Genomic DNA, 19058 nt, shown 5'->3' on the forward strand with positions numbered 1-19058 from the left:
CGTCTGGCTTTAATGGATAGGTGCAATGGACCGTGTCACACCCGATCGACGCCTGAGCATGACCCAGCAACTGGTGGTCGACCTGACGCAGCAGATACTGGCCGGCGAACTGCCTGCGGGCAGCAAGCTGCCGACCGAACAGGTCATCATCAAGGAACGCGGCGTCAGCCGGACAGTGGTTCGCGAAGCCATGTCGCGGCTCCAGGCCGAAGGTTTGGTGGAAACCCGTCACGGCATTGGCACCTTCGTGGTGGACACCGCCCGCCCGGGGGATTTCCAAGGCAGCAAACACGTCAAGGGCGGCGCCTACGATGCATTGGCCGTCATCGAACTGCGCCTGAGCCTGGAAGTGGAAGCGGCCGGCATTGCCGCGCAACGGGCCACGCCCGAGCAATTGCTGGCGATGCGTGAAGCGCTCGACATGGCGAATGCTTTTGACGCAACGGATGACGAAAGCGCCCGGGTCGATTTCGAGTTTCATCTACAGATCGCCCAGTGCACGGGCAACAGTTTTTTCATCGACGCCATGGCCCATGTGGGCAATGCGTTGATCGCCGTCGTGCAACAGGCCGGGCCGACTGTGACGAGTGAAAATCGGGCGTTGGTGGTGCGCGAGCGCGAGCAGATCTACGCGGCGTTGGCGCGGCATGATGCGCAAGCGGCGCGGGCGTCGATGCGCTTGCATCTGATCAATATGCTGCAGCGGGTTCGGGGCGTGGTTGAGTTGACGGCGCAATAATCTCCACCGCAGAACCCTGTGGGAGCGAGCTTGCTCGCGATAGCGGCGGATCAGTCAACATTAGTGTGGCTGACACACCGCCATCGCGAGCAAGCTCGCTCCCACAGTTTTTGATCTCGGGGGTTTGCAAATGCTGTGTCCAGCACCGACCCCCTGTGGGAGCGAGCTTGCTCGCGATGACGGTGGCCCATCCTCTTGCTAGTTGCGCTTCCAGCACTCCGCAAACCGAGCACACACACCGTAACGCTCGTCCATCTGCGCCATCCTCTCCAGGTGATGACCTACCGCTTCGACCGTCACTCCATTCCCGATCCGGAAGTACTCCACCATCATCGCGACGTCCAGGTCGATCTCGGCTTTTTCCGGCTTGGCATTGGCGGTTTTGGGCAACGCCCACTGTTCCAACTGCTCGTCCTTCAACTGCCGCAGGCGCGTCTGGTATTCGTCCCTGAAGCGTTCCATCGAGTGCGCCTTGTTCTGCGCCATGTCATCGCCAAACGTCTTCAGGTTTTCCCGGTACAGCGTCCAGTAGTCAGCCGGCAACTCGAAACCGAGCTTGGCCTTGCGTTCGCTGATCAGGGTGTCCAGCTTCTCTGGCGAATAAGGCTCGACTTTTTCCTTGGCCGGATCGGTCTTCACGGTGACGACCAGGCTTTTATCGATGACTCGATTCATCAGCTCCAAGCGATGGGGCGTGTCCGGGTAGGTCTTGGGGAACAGCGGATTACGACCGGCGCAGGCGGGAAAGTCTTTTTTCAGGATCGGGATCGGTGTGCGTACGTCCTTGCCGTCGACCCGTTGCAAGCGTTGCAGCTGAGTCAGGCAGAAGTTCTTCTCGGACTTGAACGTCACCTCGTATTCGGCATTGGCCTCGGGCGTAAAGTTGAAGCCCTTGCCGCACACGGCATAACCGCTGTTCATGTTGGTGCGCAGGTGAATCTGCTCACCGGGCTTGAGCTTGACCTCCAAATAACCCCTGGCATCCTTGGGCGCCGGAACGCTCATCCCCACCCGCCGCGCGGTATCGCTCAGCAGCATATTGTTGAGAATGCCCGTGGTTTGCCCGTCGCAATGGGCCGCGTCGAAATAATCCAGCGTGGCGTTGCTGGTATTGGCGACGAACCGCAACTTGGCGGCGTCCGGTTCGATGGCATCGGGATAACTGCCATTGACGCTGCAGCCGCCGAGCAATACAAACAACGCGGACAATGCTAACAACGGGGCAGGGCAGCGAGGCAGGGCGAGCATAGGTCATCCTTGAAGGATCGATAAAGTTGGCGAATGCTACTGAAGTGCCACTATTGCGTCCATCACCTGCCGCTGGGCTGTAGGCAATACCCTCATCTTCTCGACAAGGACTTATCGATGATCGACTTCAACAACAAAGGCTTCTTCAAGCTCAAGCAAAACGACGAATACGCCGAACGTGTCACGGCCCTGCTGCTGGACGGTGAACAGGTCATCGACGCTTATAAATCCATGCGCGATGGGGTGGTCTTCACCAACAAACGCATCATCGCGGTGAACGTGCAAGGCATCACCGGCAGCAAAAAAGACTTCACTTCCTTGCCCTACAAAAACATCGTCGCCTACTCGGTCGAAACCTCCGGCACCTTCGACCTGGATTCTGAACTGGAGATCTATTTTTCATCCCTAGGCAAAGTGAAATTCGAATTCACCGGCAAGACCGGCATTGTGGAAATCTCCAAGGTGATCTCCAAACACCTGCTGACCTGATCGGCAAACTCAGTGTCCACCGCCAACCCCCGTGGGAGCGGGTGTTTGCAAATGCAGCGTTCACCGCTGCCCCCCTGTGGGAGCGAGCTTGCTCGCGAAGACGGAGGTACAGCCAACATCACCGGCCCAGACAGACCGCCATCGCGAGCAAGCCCGCTCCCACAGGGGCAGCATCCGCCCGTTGAAGCTCAGGGCTACAGCGCCGGCCCCTTCAACTCGATCTGGTTGCCATCCGGATCGAAGCAGTAGATCGACCAACCCTTGCCCTCCGCGCCATAGCGCATCTGCGCTTTCTCAACGGTCAGGCCGGCCGAGGCCAAATGCGCGAGGAGGGCTTGCTCATCAAACGGCTCGATACGCAGGCACAGGTGATCGACATTGTGCCCCTGCTTGCCGGGCGCCGGCCCACCCTGGCGACCGAGAGGCCCGTCGACGGCCACCAGGTCAATCATCGAAACACCGGTGCCCAGATGAAGCATGCCTAGATCGTCCCGGCGCTTCTTGAGCTCGCAACCGAGCACCGACGTGTAGAAAGCGAGGCTGCGCTCGATGTCTTTTACGCGCAGGACGATGTGGTCGATACGTTGAATCGTGAAGTTCTTCATACAGGCCTCATGTGCTCAGTGCCGCATGTTTATTGCCACAGCAATTCCACACGCTATCGGGGCTTCTGATACCGTGCAAAAAAACATGATCTGGAGAATGGCATAAGCATGAAGGCTCCACGAATTTTTATGATCCACGCAACCCCTTTGGCAATCGAGCCCATCACGGCGGCCTTTGCCCGGCATTGGCCGCAGGCACGGATCATCAATCTGCTCGAGGACTCGCTGCCCCAGGACCGGGTGGAAGAGGGCGAGTTGACCACGAGCATGAAGGCGCGCTTCCTGACGCTGTCCCACTACGCCGTACAAAGCGCGGCGGATGCCATTCTGTTTACCTGCTCGGCGTTTGGCGATGCCATCGACCTGGTTAAACCCGAGGTGGCCATTCCCGTGCTCAAGCCGAACGAAGCCATGATCGACCAGGCGCTGAGCCAGGCATCGCGCATTGCTGTGCTGGCAACGTTCGAGCCCACCATTACCTCGATGATGCCCGAGTTCAAGCAAGCGGCAGAGCGCAGTGGTCGCGCGGTGGAAGTGGTGCCCTATTTCGTTCCGGGTGCATTGCAGGCGTTGAAAGACGGCAACCCACAAGCCCACGATGCTGCCATTGTGGAAATGGCCGCTCAGGTTAAGGATTGCGACTTGATCTGCTTCGCCCAGTTCTCGATGACCAGTGCCGCCGAACAGGCCCAGGCTCGCTCCGGACTACCGGTATTGACCACGCCCGACAGTGCCGTGCTGGCGCTGCGCAAGTTGCTCTAAACGGATGATTTCGTTTCTTTCCAGGATGGATGATTTACCCCATGCCCAAGTTCAACGCTCACCTCGGTTTTCAGTTCAATGAAGTGCCTTTTCTACAACGCATCGAAGCCGCCGCCGCTGCGGGCTTTCGCGCGGTGGAATTCCCGTCGCCCTATGAGTTCGACGCCAGTCTTCTGGCCGATCACCTGACTCAACACAACCTGCCGTTGATCCAGTTCGCCGCACCGGCTGGCGTGACCAAAGGCATCGCCGCCTTGCACGGCCAGGAAGAGGCGTTTCGCAGTGGCTTGCTCCAGGCTGCTCGCTATGCGAAGGCGCTGGCGTGTTCGGATGTCCACATCATGTCGGGCGTTACGACTCAGGAAGACGCCGCGCTTATCTATGGGCGCAATCTGGAGTACGCCGTCAAATTTCTCGAAGACCAGGGTTTGCGGCCGTTGATCGAAGTCATCTGTGTGCAGGAAATGCCGGACTACTACATGTCCGACTTCAGCAAGGCGCAACAGGTGCTGGAGACGTTCCCGAGTGTCGGGCTGATCCTCGATCTTTACCACGCCCAACGGCTGACCGGGGACGCTGCGGATGTCCTGGCTCGCTTCTATGACCGAACCGTCCATGTGCAAATTGCCGACTGCCCGGGGCGTCATGAACCAGGGACGGGGAGCATGGATTTTGCGGCTTTGTTCGCAGACCTGGAGCGGCGTGGCTACCAAGGGTGGATCGGCTGTGAATACCGTCCCACCGGCTCTACCGTGGCAGGCCTTGATTGGATCAAACAGTTCAGCGCCTGACAAACAGCTAGCCTGCCTCCACCCCCCCTGTGGGAGCGAGCTTGCTCGCGATAGCGGATTCATAGTCAACCAATCTGCTGGCTGATACACCGCCATCGCGAGCAAGCTCGCTCCCACAAAAAAAGCGGCCCGGTCTGTGGGAAATCTGCTGCCCGTCTATCCTAGGTAGTCTTGAACCAGGCGCGGAATCGGCAACCGATCACCCAGGGACTCCCACACCATGAAAAAACAAGAACAAGACGACCTCATCCAAACCCTGAAAACCCGCTTCGAAAAAAACCTGAACCGCCACCCAGACATTCTCTGGGCCGACGTCCAGGCCAAGCTCGAAAACAACCCCAATGCCCTGAAGTCCCTCCAGGCCATGGAAGCCACCGGAGGCGAGCCAGACGTTATCGGCCTCGATCCGAAAACCGGCGCTGTCACCTTCTGTGATTGCGCCAAAGAAAGCCCAACCGGTCGCCGAAGCCTCTGCTACGACCGTGCCGCCTTGGACGCACGCAAGGAGAACAAGCCCAAAGGCAGTGCCGTCGAAATGGCCGAAGAAATGGGCATCGTCCTGCTGACGGAAGAGCAGTACCGAGCCCTGCAAACGCTCGGCGAGTTTGATGCAAAAACATCCAGTTGGCTGGCAACCCCTCCAGCGCTTCGCGCCCTCGATGGGGCGATTTTTGGCGACTACCGATATGGTCGGGTGTTCATCTACCACAATGGCGTGCAGTCGTATTACGCGGCGCGTGGGTTTCGTGGCGTGCTAAGCATCTAAGCAAACCCGTGGCGAGGGAGCTTGCTCCCGCTGGGTTGCGAAGCGGCCCCAAACCCATTCACCGCGGTGCACCAGGAGAAACGGTGTCGGCAGGTTTTGCGGCTGCTGCGCAGCCGAGCGGGAGCAAGCTCCCTCGCCACAAGAGCTGATGCGTTCGAAGGATCGCGGTGAGGCAAAACCGCCTCACTCAAACACCAGAATCTCACACCCCTTGGCTTCAACCATCTGCGCAAACCCAGGCAACCGCGCCACAAACTCCGTCTCAAACGCCAGGTACCGATCCTGCCCCGGCACATAACGAACATCCGGTTTAATACGCGGGATGTCCTTGCTCGACAGCTTCACCACCTCATCACTGCCCTGATTCCAAAACCACGCCAGCGTGTGTGTGCCAAAGGTGTTGGCGCGATAACTCCACACCCACCAATCCCCATGCCCCCGGGCCACATGAAGCTGCCCATGAAACGTGCGCAACGTAATGACCTGCTTGGGCTGCGTGACAAGCAGGCGCGTGTCCTGGCGCAGCTCACTGCCGAAGCCGTCCAATGTCGCCTTCGTCGCAGTGCCAGTCATGAAGTTGAAGCGCCACGCCAACAACACCGTTTCCTGATAACCCGAGTGCTCAACGTTCTGCCGCGCGCCTTCGCTGAACAGCAGAACCTCGTCACCCCCCAGGTACGCGGTTGAGGCCCGCAGCTTATAGGCCTCAGCGGGCATCGGTTTGGCGACGAAGGCCTGGTGCGGCGATTCTTGATTCCAAGTCCAGCAGCGCGGGCCGTTGTGCTGCATGAACAGCAAGCGACCAGGACCGACGGGCAGGATCGTCAGTTCATCCGCGTACTCGAAAATCACCTCGCTGCTGTCCGCCGTGATTCGCCAGATCCGCGTCACATGCTCGGGGTCGTAAATATGCTGGCGTTCGAATATCTCCGAGCCCACCACCACGCAAGGCTGTTCAAATTCCGGCCATTGCACCCCGGCAGGCCCGAACGCCGCGATCTCATCGCCTTGCCGAATTTCGTATTGATAACGGTCATCCGCGCTGTAATCGCCGCGTATGACCCGACGTTTCCACAGGTTGCGCTGGGCATCGGCATCGATGAGCTGCAAGTCCGCGGCGTCCACGCCATCGGTCCTGTGTTCGAGCATGTCCTGCTCGGTGGGCGGCCACTGGTTGTAATCGATCAGGAAGCACAACCACTGGTCTTCGTCCTGCTCGGTAATGGCGGCCCAACCGTTGCGGTAGTTGTACTCATGCACATAGGTGGCGCCGGGATAGTCATGGACTTCCTGCAGCCAATTCAACTTGCTGCGTTTGGCCTTGGGTTTTTTGCGCTCGACTGCGACAGGTTTCGGCGGCTCGATCAACGTCGGCGTGTAGCCTGGCTCTGCGTTTTGTTCCCGCCAGTGTTGCGCAAACGCCTCGCGCTGATCGGCCGGGAAAACCACCGGTCGGTAATCATCGCCACCAGCGTCCAGATTCCACAGGTCGAAGCCGTGACGCGCCAACACAGTCGCCAACGCCTCGAAACAGACCTCGGGCATCTCGTTGGACAACTCATCCAACAACGCCTCGAACCCCGGGCCGGCAAACACATCGATGTCGGGGTAGTAATGCTGCAGCAGCCCGAGCAAGTCGCTGCCCGGTGTTTTCCAATCGATATGAACCAATGGATCAAATGGCGATGGCGTCACGACTGTCTTCCTTGTGGATTCTCTGCGCATCTTAGCTGCACACCGCCGAACTCAAGCAAACCAATAAGCCGATTTTGATTGACTGGCCGTGCACAGCCCCCTGTGGGAGCGAGCTTGCTCGCGATAGGGCCCGGTCAGGCAACATGGATATCGGCTGGTCCACCGCTATCGCGAGCAAGCTCGCTCCCACAGGTCGATCAAAAGGACAACCACCCACCCCGTGGCGAGGGAGCTTGCTCCCGCTGGACTGCGTAGCAGCCCCAACCCATCCCAATCAAAACTCCGGAAAATCACCCAAATAACAAACCGACGAACTCCCCTCCGCCCGTTTCTCCACCTCATCTTCCAACCACTGCGCCAACACCACCGCATTGTTCTCAACAGTCGACTTGGCCGCATACACCAACGTCAGCGTCCCATCCCGCGCAATATCCACCAGCTTCCACCAATGCTCTGGCCGCGCCGCCAGCTCACGCCGATACGCCACGCTGAACTCGGCAAACGAAACCGCCCCCGCCTTGAACGCCTTGCGCAACTCATGGGAAGGCCCGACCTCCGGTAGCCACTGCGCAATCGCCAACGCATCCTTGCGACAATTGCGCGGCCACAAGCGGTCCACCAGAACCCGTACGCCATCCGCGGCGCTGGCTGTTTCATAGGCGCGTTTGCACTGGATCATCAAAGCCTGCCTGTCGAAGTAGGATCGCCTCAGCATAGCGGCCATGGACAAATCGGCGCCTTCAAGTCTTCGCCGCACCTGCCGCTATTGGTGTAACGATTTTTACCGATCCATCGATTTTGCGTTGCGATACCGTTGCTTTCCGGCAATTAATTGGCAAACGCACGATAAGAGAACGTAGCGAATGGACGACGGACGATACGAAAGGCGGGCGGCGATGGAGGCAAGCGCGGCGGTGTCGTCCGAGCCGCCGCATATTCTGCTGATCGACGACGTCCCGGAGGATATCCGTGCGACGCTCATCCTGCTCAAGGCCCAACCCTGGCGAGTTTCCCTGGCCAGCGATGCCCACCAGGGTTATCAGCGGGCACTGGCCTTGCGTCCGGATTTGATCGTGCTGGACGTGCACATGCCGCACATGAACGGTTTCAGCCTGTGCCGGCTGTTGCGCGAGGCGCCATCGACTCGGCACACGCCCATCCTGTTCCTGTCTTCAGCCAACAGCTCCATCGAACGCCTGGAAGGGCTCACCGTGGGCGGGGTGGATTACATCCCCAAGTCCTGCGCGCCCGAGGAAGTGCTGGCGCGTATCAAGATCCACCTGCAATTGACCTGGCGCGCGCCGCCCACCCATCAACACAACCCGGCGGATCCGGAGCCGGAAGGCGACGAGATCGTCCTGCGCGCCGCGATGCGGTTGATCGAAGACCACCTCGATGACATGCCGTCCCTGGTCCAACTGGCGCAAAAAGTCGGCACTCACGAGAAACGTCTCTCGCGGATTTTTCGCGAGCACCTGGGGCTGACCGTGTTCGCCTATATTCGCGACGCACGATTGCGGCGCGGCCAGGATCTGCTTTCCGAAAGCGCCATGAGCGTGCAGGACGTTGCCGAACTGGTGGGCTTTCGCAACGCCTGCAACTTCACCACGGCCTTCCGCCAGCGAATCGGCATGACGCCCAGTCAGTTTCGCCAGCAAGCCCTGGGCATCACCGAAACCGAGTTGGCCGGGCGCGCCTGATGCGGCTTCTACAGGTTTTATTGCTGACGATAGCGTTGTTATCCACAGGCTTGCTGCGCGCCGCGCCTGTGGATATCTGCCGGGCTGACCACCTGGACCTGATGCCCGCGATGCAAATTTTCGAGGACACCCAGGCCAGCCTGAGCCTGGAAGAAGTCACTCAACTACCCAACACGTATTTCAACCACGCGACCCCTGGCTGGCCGACCCAAGGCTACAGCCGCTCCGCCTTCTGGTTGAAAGTGCAGCTCAGCAACACAAGCACTGCGGCGTGTTCGCGTCTGCTGGTGGTCGGCGCGCCGCGCCTGGAAGATATCCGCGTCTATCAACCGGGTCAGGATGCCCATGCCGGTGGCGCCTATCCCTTGACCGAATGGCCGCAGCCGGCGACACGTCAACCGGCGTTCCCGGTCTCGCTGGCGGCAGGGGAGAGCGCCACGCTGCTCATCCGCGTGGCGAGCAATTTCCAGATGTTGCTGGAGCCGGAACTGTGGTCGGAACCGGCGCTGCTGCGCAGTCAGCAACAGACCTACCTGAGCGACGGACTCACCCTCGGTATTGTCCTGCTGGTGGTCCCGTTCGGTTTCATCGTCGGCTGGATCCTGCGCTCCCAACTGCTGACCGTGAACGCGGGCGCGGTATTGAGCTACATCCTGCTGACCTGCATCCTCAACGGCTACCTGATCTATTGGCCCACCGCACTTGGCTGGGCACGCGAGTTGCTGACCTGCGCCAGCGCGTTCTCGTTTGTACTCTTCCTGGCCTACATACGCGTCCTGTTGCAGGTTGCCCGTCTGCCCAGAATCATCGGCTGGAGCTATTGGGGGCCGCTGCTGGGCTGCATCCTCGGCCGACTCTGGTGGCTGAAGATCGATCCAGTCCAAGGCGCGCAGATCGTCCAGATATCCTTGATGAGTTTCTATGGCGTACTGCTCGCCACGCTGTTCATGGCTTGGCGCGCACGACTGAACTACAACTGGATGGCCTGGCTGGTGCCAGCGCTGTTGCTTGGGCAATTGCTGATGCGGCTGTTCTTCCCCCAGGAGCAATTGCCCTGGCAGTCGCCGCAAAGCAAATACAGCTTATCGTCCACCCTGGCGGGCGTGGCGTTGCTGGTGTGCACGTTGATCATGGAAGTCGCCCGCAGCCGCAACCGCGAAAAAAACGCCCTGTCCACCCTCGACCAACAACGCCAAGCCGAACAAGAACGCCTGGAAAGCACCGTGGCCCTGCGCACGTCGCAGCTGCGCGAATCCCTCGCGGCGCGCAGTGCGTTGATGGCGCGGATCAGCCACGACCTGCGCTCGCCGCTGGTGCGCATCATCGACTACGCGCGCCTGCTGCACGCCGGACCGAATCGCGACTATCAAGCGACGATCGAGCGCAACGCCCGCCAGCAACTGGAGCTGATCGACGAGATGCTCGAGTTCTCCCATGGCGAGCTGGAGCAGATGCAACTGACCCTCGCGCCGGGTTATCTGTACGGCTTCCTCAACGAGATCGCAGACGAAGCGGGCTTTCTCGCCGCACGCCAGGGCAACACCTTTGAGGCGGCGCTGGCGGAGGACCTGCCGCCACTGGTAGAGGCCGATTTCAAACGCCTCCGGCAGATCCTCATGAACCTCCTGGCGAACGCGGCGAAATTCACTCGCAACGGCCAGATCCGTTTCGAAGTGAGCGCTTCTTCAGGTGCGAGCACCGACACCGTGGAACTGCGCTTCAGCGTGATCGACACCGGCATTGGCATCGATCCGCAGGAATTCGAACACTTGCTGCAACCGTTCCGCCGCGGCCGCAATGCCCAGCGCTTCGAAGGCAGCGGATTGGGCCTGTCCATCGTCACGCAACTGCTGGAGCGCATGGACAGCCGCCTCGAACCCCAAACCACGGGGCAGGGCAGCCACTTCAGTTTTCGCCTGCAACTGAACTGCGCCCAAGAACACGACTTGGAAAACGGTATCGTCGACAACAACGCCACGCCCCTCGACGGCCAGGGCAAACACGTCCTGCTGGTGGACGACATCGAACAGAACAGCGAATGGCTCTACGACCTGCTGGCCGGTTACGGTTTCGACGTGAGCATGGCGGCGACCGGCGAAGACGCCTTGGCCTGCCTGGCTGAACAATCGATTGACCTGCTGATCAGCGACCAGATGATGCCCGGCATGGACGGGTGGGAACTGCTGCGCCAGGTGCGCGACGGTGCGCGCGATCTACCCGTGATGCTTTATTCCGCAGTGCCGCCACGCAGGCCGGAGAACTATCCACAGGACCTGGCCTTCGACGCAGTACTGCTCAAGCCCGCCGACAGCCGCGAACTGCTGGCGTGCGTCAAGGCTCTGGCCTGCGCGGACACGGCGGGTCCGGCGATGGCTCGGGAGCAATAGCGTGCAGGGTTGGGGTTACCGACTGCTTTTGCTCGGCAGCCTTTCGATGGTGCCCTGGGCGAAGGTCCAGGCCGAACAAACGGTGCCCAGCGTCCTCACGCTCGACGAAACCACCGTCACCGCTCGCCGCCGCGAGGAAGACCCGCAAAACGTGCCGATCCCGATCAACGTCCTCTACGGCGAGCAACTGGACGAAGCCGGTCTGCATCGACTGCAAGACATCCAACAACGCGTGCCGGGCTTGATAGTGTCCGGCCACGACGCCCGTTACGCCGGCTTCGGCCTGCGTGGCTTCGGCGCGACCGCCTACAACGATGGCCTGGAAGGCAGCGTCGGCACCTACGTCGATGGCGTTTACCAGGCGCGCCAGGGCATGGCCTTCACCGAGTTGATGGACATCGAACGCATCGAAGTTTTGCGCGGGCCCCAAGGCACCTTGTTCGGCAAAAACACCACCGCCGGCGCGCTGAACATCATCACCAAACAACCGACGTTCCAGCCCGAAGCCAACCTTGAAGCCAGCTATGGCGAGCGCGGTTTGCGGGAATATCGCGGGACGATTTCCGGGCCACTGCAAGACGACGTGCTGGCCGGGCGACTCAACGTTTTCGACAGCGCCTCCGATGGCGCCGTGGAGAACCTGCAAGACGGCAGCCGCCTCGGCGACGCCGACAGCCAAGGCCTGCGCGGACAACTACTGTGGACGCCGAACACCGACTTCAGCGCCCGCCTGATCGCCGACTATGCCGAGCAAAACGAAGCCGGCAACGTCCTGCTGGTCAATCATTACGGCGAGCAAACCCGCAAACGCGCCAAATTCCTCGGCTATCCACTGACCGAGCCCGACCCCTACAAACGCGAGTCCCGCATCGACGCGCCGGGCCATCCGCAAACCCTGCAGAACGGCGTCTCACTGGAGTTGAACTGGGACCTCGACGAGGCGATGCGCTTCACCAGCATCACCGCCTACCGCGACTGGAACTACCGCGCCACCCGCGACAGCGACAGCACCGCGCTGTCGGTAGTCCAATCCGAAAGCGAACTGGGCCACCGGCAGTTCAGCCAGGAATGGCGCCTGTCCGGCACGGCCGGCTCGTCCGTCGACTATGTCGCCGGCCTCTACTACCTGCGCCAGCAGCTCGACCGGCAGATCGACGCCGAATTCGGCAAGGACGCCGCGCCCTGGTTCGTCGGCGATCAACTGGAGCAACTGAAAAAACTGGGCATCAACATCACCGATCCGAGCCAGGTACCGGCCATGCTGCTGGACGGTGCCCGGCAACGTTACGACGGCGAACAGAAGGGCGACAGCCGCGCCATTTTCGGCCAGCTTTCCTGGCGCCCGATTGACCCGCTGGAACTCACCGGCGGCCTGCGCTACAGCCAGGAGCGCAAGGACGGCTGGATCTCCCGCGACGTCAGCAACCTCGCCCCGCTGACCGGCTTGCCACCAGTGTTCCAGGCCGGTGGGCAATTGCTGCGCGACATCGCCCTCGGCGGTGATTACTACCGCGAGGACTCGATAAAAGAACACAACGTCTCCAGCCTCCTCAGCGCCAGCTACCGCTTCAGCGAGGCGGTGATGGGCTACGTCAGCTGGTCGCGGGGCTACAAGGCCGGCGGCATCAACTTCGACGTGGTCGGCCCGTTCACCGCACCGACCTTCGAGCCCGAGCGGGCCACGTCCCTGGAACTGGGCATGAAAACGCGCTTCTGGGATGAGCGCGCGCTGCTCGACCTCGCCGTCTACCAGACCGACGTCGACAACTACCAAGCGCTCACCTACAGCCCGCCCACCTCGCTGTTCGCGCCCCCGCTGCGGGACAATCTGATCAACGTCGGCAAAGTCCGCCTGCGCGGCATCGAACTCGATTCCGCCTGGCAACTCACCCCCAAACTCACCGGGCGCCTGGGCCTGGCCTGGAGCGATGCGCGCTACCGCAGCTTCCCCAACGCCCCGTGCCCACCGGCCTCGGGCCAATGGACCTGCGACCTCAGCGGCGAGCGCCTCTACAACGCGCCGGAATGGAACCTCAGCAGCGGCCTCGACCACACCCATCCGCTGCCCTACGGATTGGAAGCCTTCAGCGGCATCGACTACAGCTTTCGCACCGGCTACTCCGGCACCCTCGAAGGCGGCGAAGGCAGCTATCAACCCAGCTACGGCCTCACCAATTTGCGCCTGGGCCTGCGCAGCCAGGACCGTGCCTGGGAAGTCGAAGGTTGGGTGCGCAACCTCTTCGACCGCAACTACATCACCGCCGTCTATTCACTGCTCGGCACCGGCGACTACGGCGTCATAACCGGCAGCGAACGCACCCTCGGCACCACCGTCAGACTTCGCTATTGACCGAAATAAACCGCGTCGGACAAAACGCCAAACGATTACCGCCAGCCTTCTTCGACAGATACATCGCCTGATCCGCCTTACTGATCAGCCCATCGATCTCATGCCCATGCTCAGGGTAAAACGCCACCCCGATACTCGCCGCGATCTCCACCGTCTGCGCACCAATCAAAATCGGCGCATTGGCCGCCGCCAGCATCCGCTTGAGCAACGGCTCGCTGTCCTCCACGGCCTGCAACCCCACCAGCCCCGCGACAAACTCATCACCCCCCAACCGCGCCAAGGTATCGCCTTCACGCAACGTCGCATTGATCCGCGCCGCGACAATCTGCAACACCCGGTCCCCCCAGTCATGGCCATAACTGTCGTTAAGCGCCTTGAACCCATCCAGATCAATAAACGCAATCGCCACCTTCTGCTGATAAATACGCGCCTTGCCCAGCGCCTGACGCATCCGCTCGGCCAACAACAACCGGTTGGGCAACTGCGTGAGCGCGTCATACCGCGCATCCCGCTCCAGCAACTGCAGACGCTGCTTCATCTGCGTCATGTCGCTGAACAGCGCCACATAGTGCTGAACATTGCCGTGCCGATCATGCACGGCACTGATGCTGATCCGCGACGTCATCTCCCTTCCGTCCTTGTGGTTGCTTTGGATTTCGCCGGACCAATGGCCGTGGAAATCCAGCGCGTTTTTCATGGGGGCGTAAAAAGCGGTGAGGCGGCGGACCATGCGGTGGGAATTCAGCTCGCGGCCCTTGATTTCTTCTTGCCCGTAGCCGGTGAGGCGGGTGAAGGCCTCGTTCACGGCGATGACCCGGCCGAAGGGGTCGACAAGGATGATGCCTTCGCGGGCGTGGCTGAACACAGTGGCGGCCAGTTCTGGGCAGACGGTGTTGAGGCGACGGTCTAGAGTGGCTTCGTCACGGGTGGCTGGCCAGGTTTCGGAGTCGAAGCCTTGCTGCGCCAGGTAGCCGGCCAGGGATGACAGCGCTCGGTGCAGCCGGGTCAGGGCATTTGTGGCGAGCCTGGAGTTGAGGCAATAGCTCCGGATGAAGGTGCGTAGGTTCATGGGGGGTACACGGTGCTCGGTTGTAGCGCTTGGGGTGTGTGAAGCGGGCATTATCGAGGCGGGGAATGGGAGGGGCGTTTGCTGGAGCGGATGGGGGCTTTGCGGGAAGGGATTGAATCGAAAGATTTCTGTGAGGGTTTTGTTCCAGGGCGCGCGCAGCGATCAAGATTAGGGGTTCGCTGCGCGGGACGTTTCGTTAGTCCAATTCAACAATGCCATTTTTGGGAACGTTCACGAACGGCAACGCACTGCATCGTTGATGATGGGCTTCAAGGGCCAGTGCCTCGTACCAATGTAGATAGCCATTCAGCATGTGTTTGGGGATGTTTGAATTGCGCAGCGCAAAGAATGCGACAGACATCTGTTCTTCCTTTTGTTCATGCCAGCGCCAGCCAGCCGAATGACCACGAGCCCGGGCACCCCAAAGACCTGCGGACCAGGCAAATTGCCCCATACGAAACTTGAAGCAGCTCGTTTGCCCGATGTACTGGACGGTTGGATTGTCAGGGGATGCCGCTCCGGTCGCTCTCCAGGCAATACAGTAGACGCCCTTCGCAGCAGCCATCTGTGCGAGAACGGGGTCCACATTGGCGGATTTTTTGCCGGCCCCGGGCCAGAAGCAATTGCTGATTTCTGCCCAGGGGTACCAGCCTGCGCCATGCGCCTCAAGATCAAACAGCTCGGGAACTTTCATTGTGGTTCGTCCTTGATCGATCAGATTGAAGTGAAGGCAGGATACCGAGGTCGATAGCTTAGTGCCGTTATCAGGAAAAGGTATTGGTTTGGCTTCGGTTGCGAATCAGGCCGGCATCGGCGAGTTCGCTGCACGAAACGGAGTCAATTAATATGGCGGCCTCACTCAATACGTGGTCTCCGCTCATGCAGTCTCTCGAAAAAACGCTGCTTTCTTACGCCACACAGCACCTGCCATCACTTCCCCAAATCTACACCTGGAAGTTTGATACCGCGCTCGTCCGCCACTCGTTTGAATGGGAGATTGGTGGCTCGAACTGGTATGAAAAGACACACGCACTGAAGCGTCATGCCTCCCGAAAGTGGGGTTCGTCGCCCGAACAACGGATGGCAATTGCGGACTACGCGGTGCGAGTCTGGGGAGGTGTCAAAAGAAATGCGCCTGCAACGATGCAAGGCTACGTTCAGACCGTGTCACAGGGGCAAGTGCCGTCAAATCACAAAGGAATCGCCTCATGGTCGAAAGTGGCGGCATTTTCGAATCCAAACGAGCATGCCATCTTCGATGCGCGGGTTTCATTTTCCCTGAACGTTCTACAGATGCTTCACGGTGATGAGCAACGTTGGTGGTTTCCGCACTTGGCGGGTCAAAACCCCCAGCTCAAGGCCTGTTGGCCGCGCTTGAAGACCCTGGCGCGGCAACAGCGCTGGCTTCGAATTGCAACGACCGATGTCTACTCGACCTACATCGGGTTGTTGGTGAATGTCTCCCGAAAACTCGATGTTGAGATAGGTGACGTGGAGATGCTGCTCTTTTCAAAAGCGGAAGACTTTGCATCGGCGTTTAACGAGGCCTATCCAACCTAGTTACCGACGAAAGGGGGATTTATTTCACCGGTTGAAAATAATCCGTCTCCTTTGCTGCGGCCCAGCGGGAGCAAGCACCCTCGCCATGAGGGTAGCTGGATGTCCATTGAGTTCCAGGCGCAACATTCCCTTGTGGGAGCGAGCTTGCTCGCGATAGCGGTGCGTCAGTCAGCGAGCGTGAAAACGGCGCCGGCTTCTTAGGACAAAACCCGCCCCGCGCAACTTAGATCCATTTCAATGGCCAATCGGGTCACCCACCGTCAACACAACCCGGCCAAACCTGGCGTTGTTATCCAGCGGCGTAATTGCCAATAATTGATCGAGGCGAATCTCCAAGCGGCCGTCCGTGGTTTCGACTTCGAGAAATTCTTCCCGCGTGGAAGCGGTTCGCGTGGTGATCGCACGGGCTGTCAGGCGTTGGCCGTTAGTTAGCTCGATGTCCAGCGTGTAGCCGCACAGGCAGGCAATCTCCAGGTAGTCGTGCAGGTCGCAGTGCAACGGTTTATAGGTGCTCATCTCATGCCTCGTCTATTTCATGGATAAATCTCGAACTGCAGTGGATTGTCATAGTCGCCAAAAATGTCCCCCAGTTTATTCAAGACAGACGATTTGAATGATGCGGTTATCTCCATGAATTGTTGTGTGAGTCCACTCTTCTATCGCCTTTATCTGCTGTGGTAACAGATCATAGACAAAACAAAAATCTTCAGGTTTTGTCCACCCCATGAGCGCCGTCAACTGGTCCATATAGATGTTTGGGACCTCTACGGTCTCTATTAGCTCTTCGGTAGTCATGTCAAAAATTTCAACGGTGGGCTTCATTTTTCTACTTTCCTTGTCGGGTCGGCGGGTTTAGTTTGTTCGCCAGTTATCGGATCGAATTCGCCAAGGTGTTGACCTTGTTTTGTGTACAGCTCTACAGCGCCGTGCTGTGAGTCCCATTCATAAATTTTGCCTTTACGATCCTTCCATCTTCGACGTTTAACCCCGCCACCACGCACAAACGTTTTGGATGGAGCAATCTTAGCCTCTGGAAACGCAGGGAGCAGCGACGGGGGCTTGTAGTACTTGTGATCCCCCGGAACACTCAGAACCACATAAACCGGCCGAACCCCCGAATCCGCCGGGAACACCAGAATGAAATCCTTGTACTCCGGCGGATAGATCGGGTCGACGATAATGCTGTCGGCCATCGGCGTCGGCGGATAGATCCAAATAGGCGGTGCCTGGGGCGCGGCTTCCAGAGCGGGAATGCCGAGGGTGTCAGCCGGATTGATAGCCGGCGTCCAGATCAGCTCGATCCCATCACCCAGGTCGGCGATGAACTGATCGGCTCGCGACGTGAACTGAACAACATCAACCATTTCCCAATCGGGATGCTGGCCGGTATAGAAGCCATACCCCTTGAGACTGCCGTCGGCCTGCTGCTCGACGCTCAGGCGCATGCGGCTGCGAGCCTGCTTGAGGTCGCGTAGCTGGTCTTCGCTATAGAGCGCGCTGTCGCCCAGGTTGGAAGGCCAGAGCAGGGCAACGATGCCTGTCAGCAGGGCAGCGCCGACGGTGCCGCCAGCAACTGCAGCCGAGGAAGTCGCCGAACCACCCAGCGCGAGCCTGCCCAAGGTAACGGGAACCGTACCCGAGCCGATCCGCTTGAGGGGGATCGTGCCGGATGGATCGGCGCTGCGACCGCCGAGCCACATGAGTTCGCCGTACTGCTTGACCAGATCTGCCGGGACGTAGCCGTTGGGGTTGCTGTAATCGATGATGCCGTTGGGGAGCTTGCAGCTCTTGGCAAACACGCTTCCGGTCACGCTGAATACGGGCTTTTTATCCACCGTGGCCCAGCGCTCTCGTTCATAGGCTGCCTGCCGGGCAAGCATGGCCTCGTGAGCCAGCTGCCGGGCTGCGCGCTCGGCCAGTTCGCTGGCGGTCATGTCCCGATAGGTGACGTGATGCCCGTCGCCGCCGGGCGGGTTTCGGACCTGGGGGATGTCTTTTTTGCGTGTCGCCACGTAGTGAATCTCGTCCGCTAAATGCAGCGCAGACGCTAACGCGGGAAGAGAGGGGCGCGATGTAGGAGGATTCTTGAAGTGGTTGTTCCGGTTTCCTCAAAACAGGTAGGGCTGGCTATGAGGGGGCGGAACAATGTGAGGTGTCAGATGGGGCTGTCAGTCAGTGGGCAACCGCAACTCGCGAGCCGACGTCGCCTTGCGCCTTTGCCTACAACTACGCCAGAATCCGCCGGCTTGTGTGCCTTGGGTTGCGTCGGTAGTTTGGGACCTGTCACTGCTCATCAGTGATCGGGTTTAGTCGCCCGTCGTTGCTAAGTCGCTCAAGCGTCCATCAGTCAGGTATCCCCATCCCTGCACTCGATGGTGGCTGTGCGCAGGGCGCCTCCGGGCGCGCCGATATCTTAGCTCGTCGGTCGACTAACCTGCGTACAGCTGCCTCCCAATCGTTTAGTCGCGAGCGGGGAGTAGCCTCAACCAAAGAGAGCTAAGGCTATGGTCAAAATTACACCGAATCCTCCAGTAACAGACGAACCCACATCTCGTGCCCAGTCTGCCCGTAACAAAAAGCTCGACGACGCGGCCACCCGCGCGTTGGATTACTACCTGAAACCCAAGCCTAAGGGCGAGACGTCTGACAAGTCCGACTCCATTTTGCGGATTGATCCGAGTGTGGACTCTGAGTGTTTGCTTGCGAACCTCAGTGAGAACCTGGCTTCGGCGAATGCCATGATCAGTGATTTGGCGTTTGATCTGGATGGGTCGCGGCGGCGTGTTGCGATGGGGATTTTGCAGGTGATTGAGGTGAGTGAGTTGTTGGCTAATCGGGCTTTGGATATTGTTGAGGTGAGGTAAGTTGGACGTTTGAGCCGTTTCATCCGTGCCGTG

At 59.8% G+C, this 19058-nt stretch carries 19 protein-coding genes; 10 read left to right on the forward strand and 9 right to left on the reverse strand.

Annotated features, from left to right (window positions below; genetic code table 11):
* Positions 1–25: 25 nt before the first annotated feature.
* Positions 26–739, forward strand: coding sequence for a FadR/GntR family transcriptional regulator (locus tag Q7F16_RS05540; protein ID WP_409555957.1), 714 nt, complete (start codon positions 26–28; stop codon positions 737–739).
* A 198-nt stretch (positions 740–937) separates the two neighbouring features.
* Here Q7F16_RS05540 and Q7F16_RS05545 read toward each other — a convergent pair whose 3' ends face one another.
* Complete coding sequence (locus tag Q7F16_RS05545; RefSeq protein WP_409555956.1) at positions 938–1987, reverse strand: hypothetical protein; 1050 nt, start codon at positions 1985–1987, stop codon at positions 938–940.
* Between the two features lie 117 nt (positions 1988–2104).
* On the opposite strand from Q7F16_RS05545, the gene Q7F16_RS05550 reads away from it, so the two are divergent.
* Complete coding sequence (locus Q7F16_RS05550; RefSeq protein ID WP_013692294.1) at positions 2105–2476, forward strand: PH domain-containing protein; 372 nt, start codon at positions 2105–2107, stop codon at positions 2474–2476.
* A 194-nt stretch (positions 2477–2670) separates the two neighbouring features.
* Here Q7F16_RS05550 and Q7F16_RS05555 read toward each other — a convergent pair whose 3' ends face one another.
* The gene (locus Q7F16_RS05555) at positions 2671–3081 is read right to left on the reverse strand and encodes a VOC family protein (protein WP_409555955.1); all 411 of its coding nucleotides are present in this window, start codon (positions 3079–3081) and stop codon (positions 2671–2673) included.
* Positions 3082–3189: 108 nt separating this feature from the next.
* On the opposite strand from Q7F16_RS05555, the gene Q7F16_RS05560 reads away from it, so the two are divergent.
* From Q7F16_RS05560 to Q7F16_RS05570, 3 genes are all read left to right on the forward strand, one after another.
* Positions 3190–3843 carry an arylsulfatase gene (locus Q7F16_RS05560; RefSeq protein ID WP_041475735.1) on the forward strand — a complete coding sequence of 218 codons (654 nt, stop codon included), beginning with the start codon at positions 3190–3192 and terminating at the stop codon, positions 3841–3843.
* 41 nt (positions 3844–3884) lie between these two features.
* Entirely contained in the window at positions 3885–4634 is a 750-nt protein-coding gene (locus Q7F16_RS05565; protein WP_095963622.1) for a hydroxypyruvate isomerase family protein, read from the forward strand.
* Positions 4635–4854: 220 nt separating this feature from the next.
* Positions 4855–5400 (forward strand): DUF4256 domain-containing protein, encoded by a 546-nt coding sequence (locus Q7F16_RS05570; protein WP_409555954.1) that lies wholly within the window; start codon positions 4855–4857, stop codon positions 5398–5400.
* A 183-nt stretch (positions 5401–5583) separates the two neighbouring features.
* On the opposite strand, the gene Q7F16_RS05575 is transcribed toward Q7F16_RS05570, so the two are convergent.
* Both Q7F16_RS05575 and Q7F16_RS05580 read right to left on the reverse strand, forming a co-directional pair.
* The gene (locus tag Q7F16_RS05575) at positions 5584–7095 is read right to left on the reverse strand and encodes a DUF6630 family protein (RefSeq protein WP_409555953.1); all 1512 of its coding nucleotides are present in this window, start codon (positions 7093–7095) and stop codon (positions 5584–5586) included.
* 274 nt (positions 7096–7369) lie between these two features.
* Entirely contained in the window at positions 7370–7774 is a 405-nt protein-coding gene (locus tag Q7F16_RS05580) for a DUF488 domain-containing protein (RefSeq protein WP_409556034.1), read from the reverse strand.
* 217 nt (positions 7775–7991) lie between these two features.
* Between Q7F16_RS05580 and Q7F16_RS05585 the strand changes: the two genes are divergently transcribed.
* From Q7F16_RS05585 to Q7F16_RS05595, 3 genes are read left to right on the forward strand one after another with little or no spacing between them, the layout of a single operon-like run.
* The gene (locus Q7F16_RS05585; protein WP_409555952.1) at positions 7992–8795 is read left to right on the forward strand and encodes a response regulator transcription factor; all 804 of its coding nucleotides are present in this window, start codon (positions 7992–7994) and stop codon (positions 8793–8795) included.
* Positions 8795–11182 (forward strand): hybrid sensor histidine kinase/response regulator, encoded by a 2388-nt coding sequence (locus tag Q7F16_RS05590; RefSeq protein WP_409555951.1) that lies wholly within the window; start codon positions 8795–8797, stop codon positions 11180–11182. Before Q7F16_RS05585 ends, Q7F16_RS05590 begins: the two co-directional genes overlap by 1 nt.
* Before the next feature lies 1 nt (position 11183).
* Positions 11184–13532, forward strand: a complete 2349-nt coding sequence (locus tag Q7F16_RS05595; protein ID WP_409555950.1) for a TonB-dependent receptor — start codon at positions 11184–11186, stop codon at positions 13530–13532.
* Here Q7F16_RS05595 and Q7F16_RS05600 read toward each other — a convergent pair.
* Positions 13516–14601 carry a diguanylate cyclase domain-containing protein gene (locus tag Q7F16_RS05600; protein WP_409555949.1) on the reverse strand — a complete coding sequence of 362 codons (1086 nt, stop codon included), beginning with the start codon at positions 14599–14601 and terminating at the stop codon, positions 13516–13518. The genes Q7F16_RS05595 and Q7F16_RS05600 overlap by 17 nt on opposite strands.
* A 196-nt stretch (positions 14602–14797) precedes the next feature.
* The gene (locus Q7F16_RS05605; RefSeq protein WP_041475737.1) at positions 14798–15295 is read right to left on the reverse strand and encodes a hypothetical protein; all 498 of its coding nucleotides are present in this window, start codon (positions 15293–15295) and stop codon (positions 14798–14800) included.
* A 152-nt stretch (positions 15296–15447) separates the two neighbouring features.
* Between Q7F16_RS05605 and Q7F16_RS05610 the strand changes: the two genes are divergently transcribed.
* Positions 15448–16161, forward strand: coding sequence for a hypothetical protein (locus Q7F16_RS05610; RefSeq protein ID WP_409555948.1), 714 nt, complete (start codon positions 15448–15450; stop codon positions 16159–16161).
* Positions 16162–16395: 234 nt separating this feature from the next.
* On the opposite strand, the gene Q7F16_RS05615 is transcribed toward Q7F16_RS05610, so the two are convergent.
* From Q7F16_RS05615 to Q7F16_RS05625, 3 genes are all read right to left on the reverse strand, one after another.
* Positions 16396–16677 (reverse strand): Rho-binding antiterminator, encoded by a 282-nt coding sequence (locus Q7F16_RS05615; protein ID WP_014336675.1) that lies wholly within the window; start codon positions 16675–16677, stop codon positions 16396–16398.
* Between the two features lie 75 nt (positions 16678–16752).
* Positions 16753–16983: a DUF7683 domain-containing protein gene (locus tag Q7F16_RS05620; RefSeq protein WP_041475739.1), complete on the reverse strand. Its 231-nt coding sequence runs from the start codon at positions 16981–16983 to the stop codon at positions 16753–16755.
* Positions 16980–18173, reverse strand: coding sequence for a colicin E3/pyocin S6 family cytotoxin (locus Q7F16_RS05625; protein WP_409555947.1), 1194 nt, complete (start codon positions 18171–18173; stop codon positions 16980–16982). The genes Q7F16_RS05620 and Q7F16_RS05625 overlap by 4 nt, the downstream gene beginning before the upstream one ends.
* A 492-nt stretch (positions 18174–18665) precedes the next feature.
* Between Q7F16_RS05625 and Q7F16_RS05630 the strand changes: the two genes are divergently transcribed.
* Entirely contained in the window at positions 18666–19025 is a 360-nt protein-coding gene (locus Q7F16_RS05630) for a DUF6124 family protein (RefSeq protein ID WP_046063896.1), read from the forward strand.
* Positions 19026–19058: the final 33 nt, after the last annotated feature.

The organism is Pseudomonas sp. Lb2C2 (assembly GCF_052112205.1).
Taxonomy (GTDB): Bacteria; Pseudomonadota; Gammaproteobacteria; order Pseudomonadales; family Pseudomonadaceae; genus Aquipseudomonas; species Aquipseudomonas kilonensis.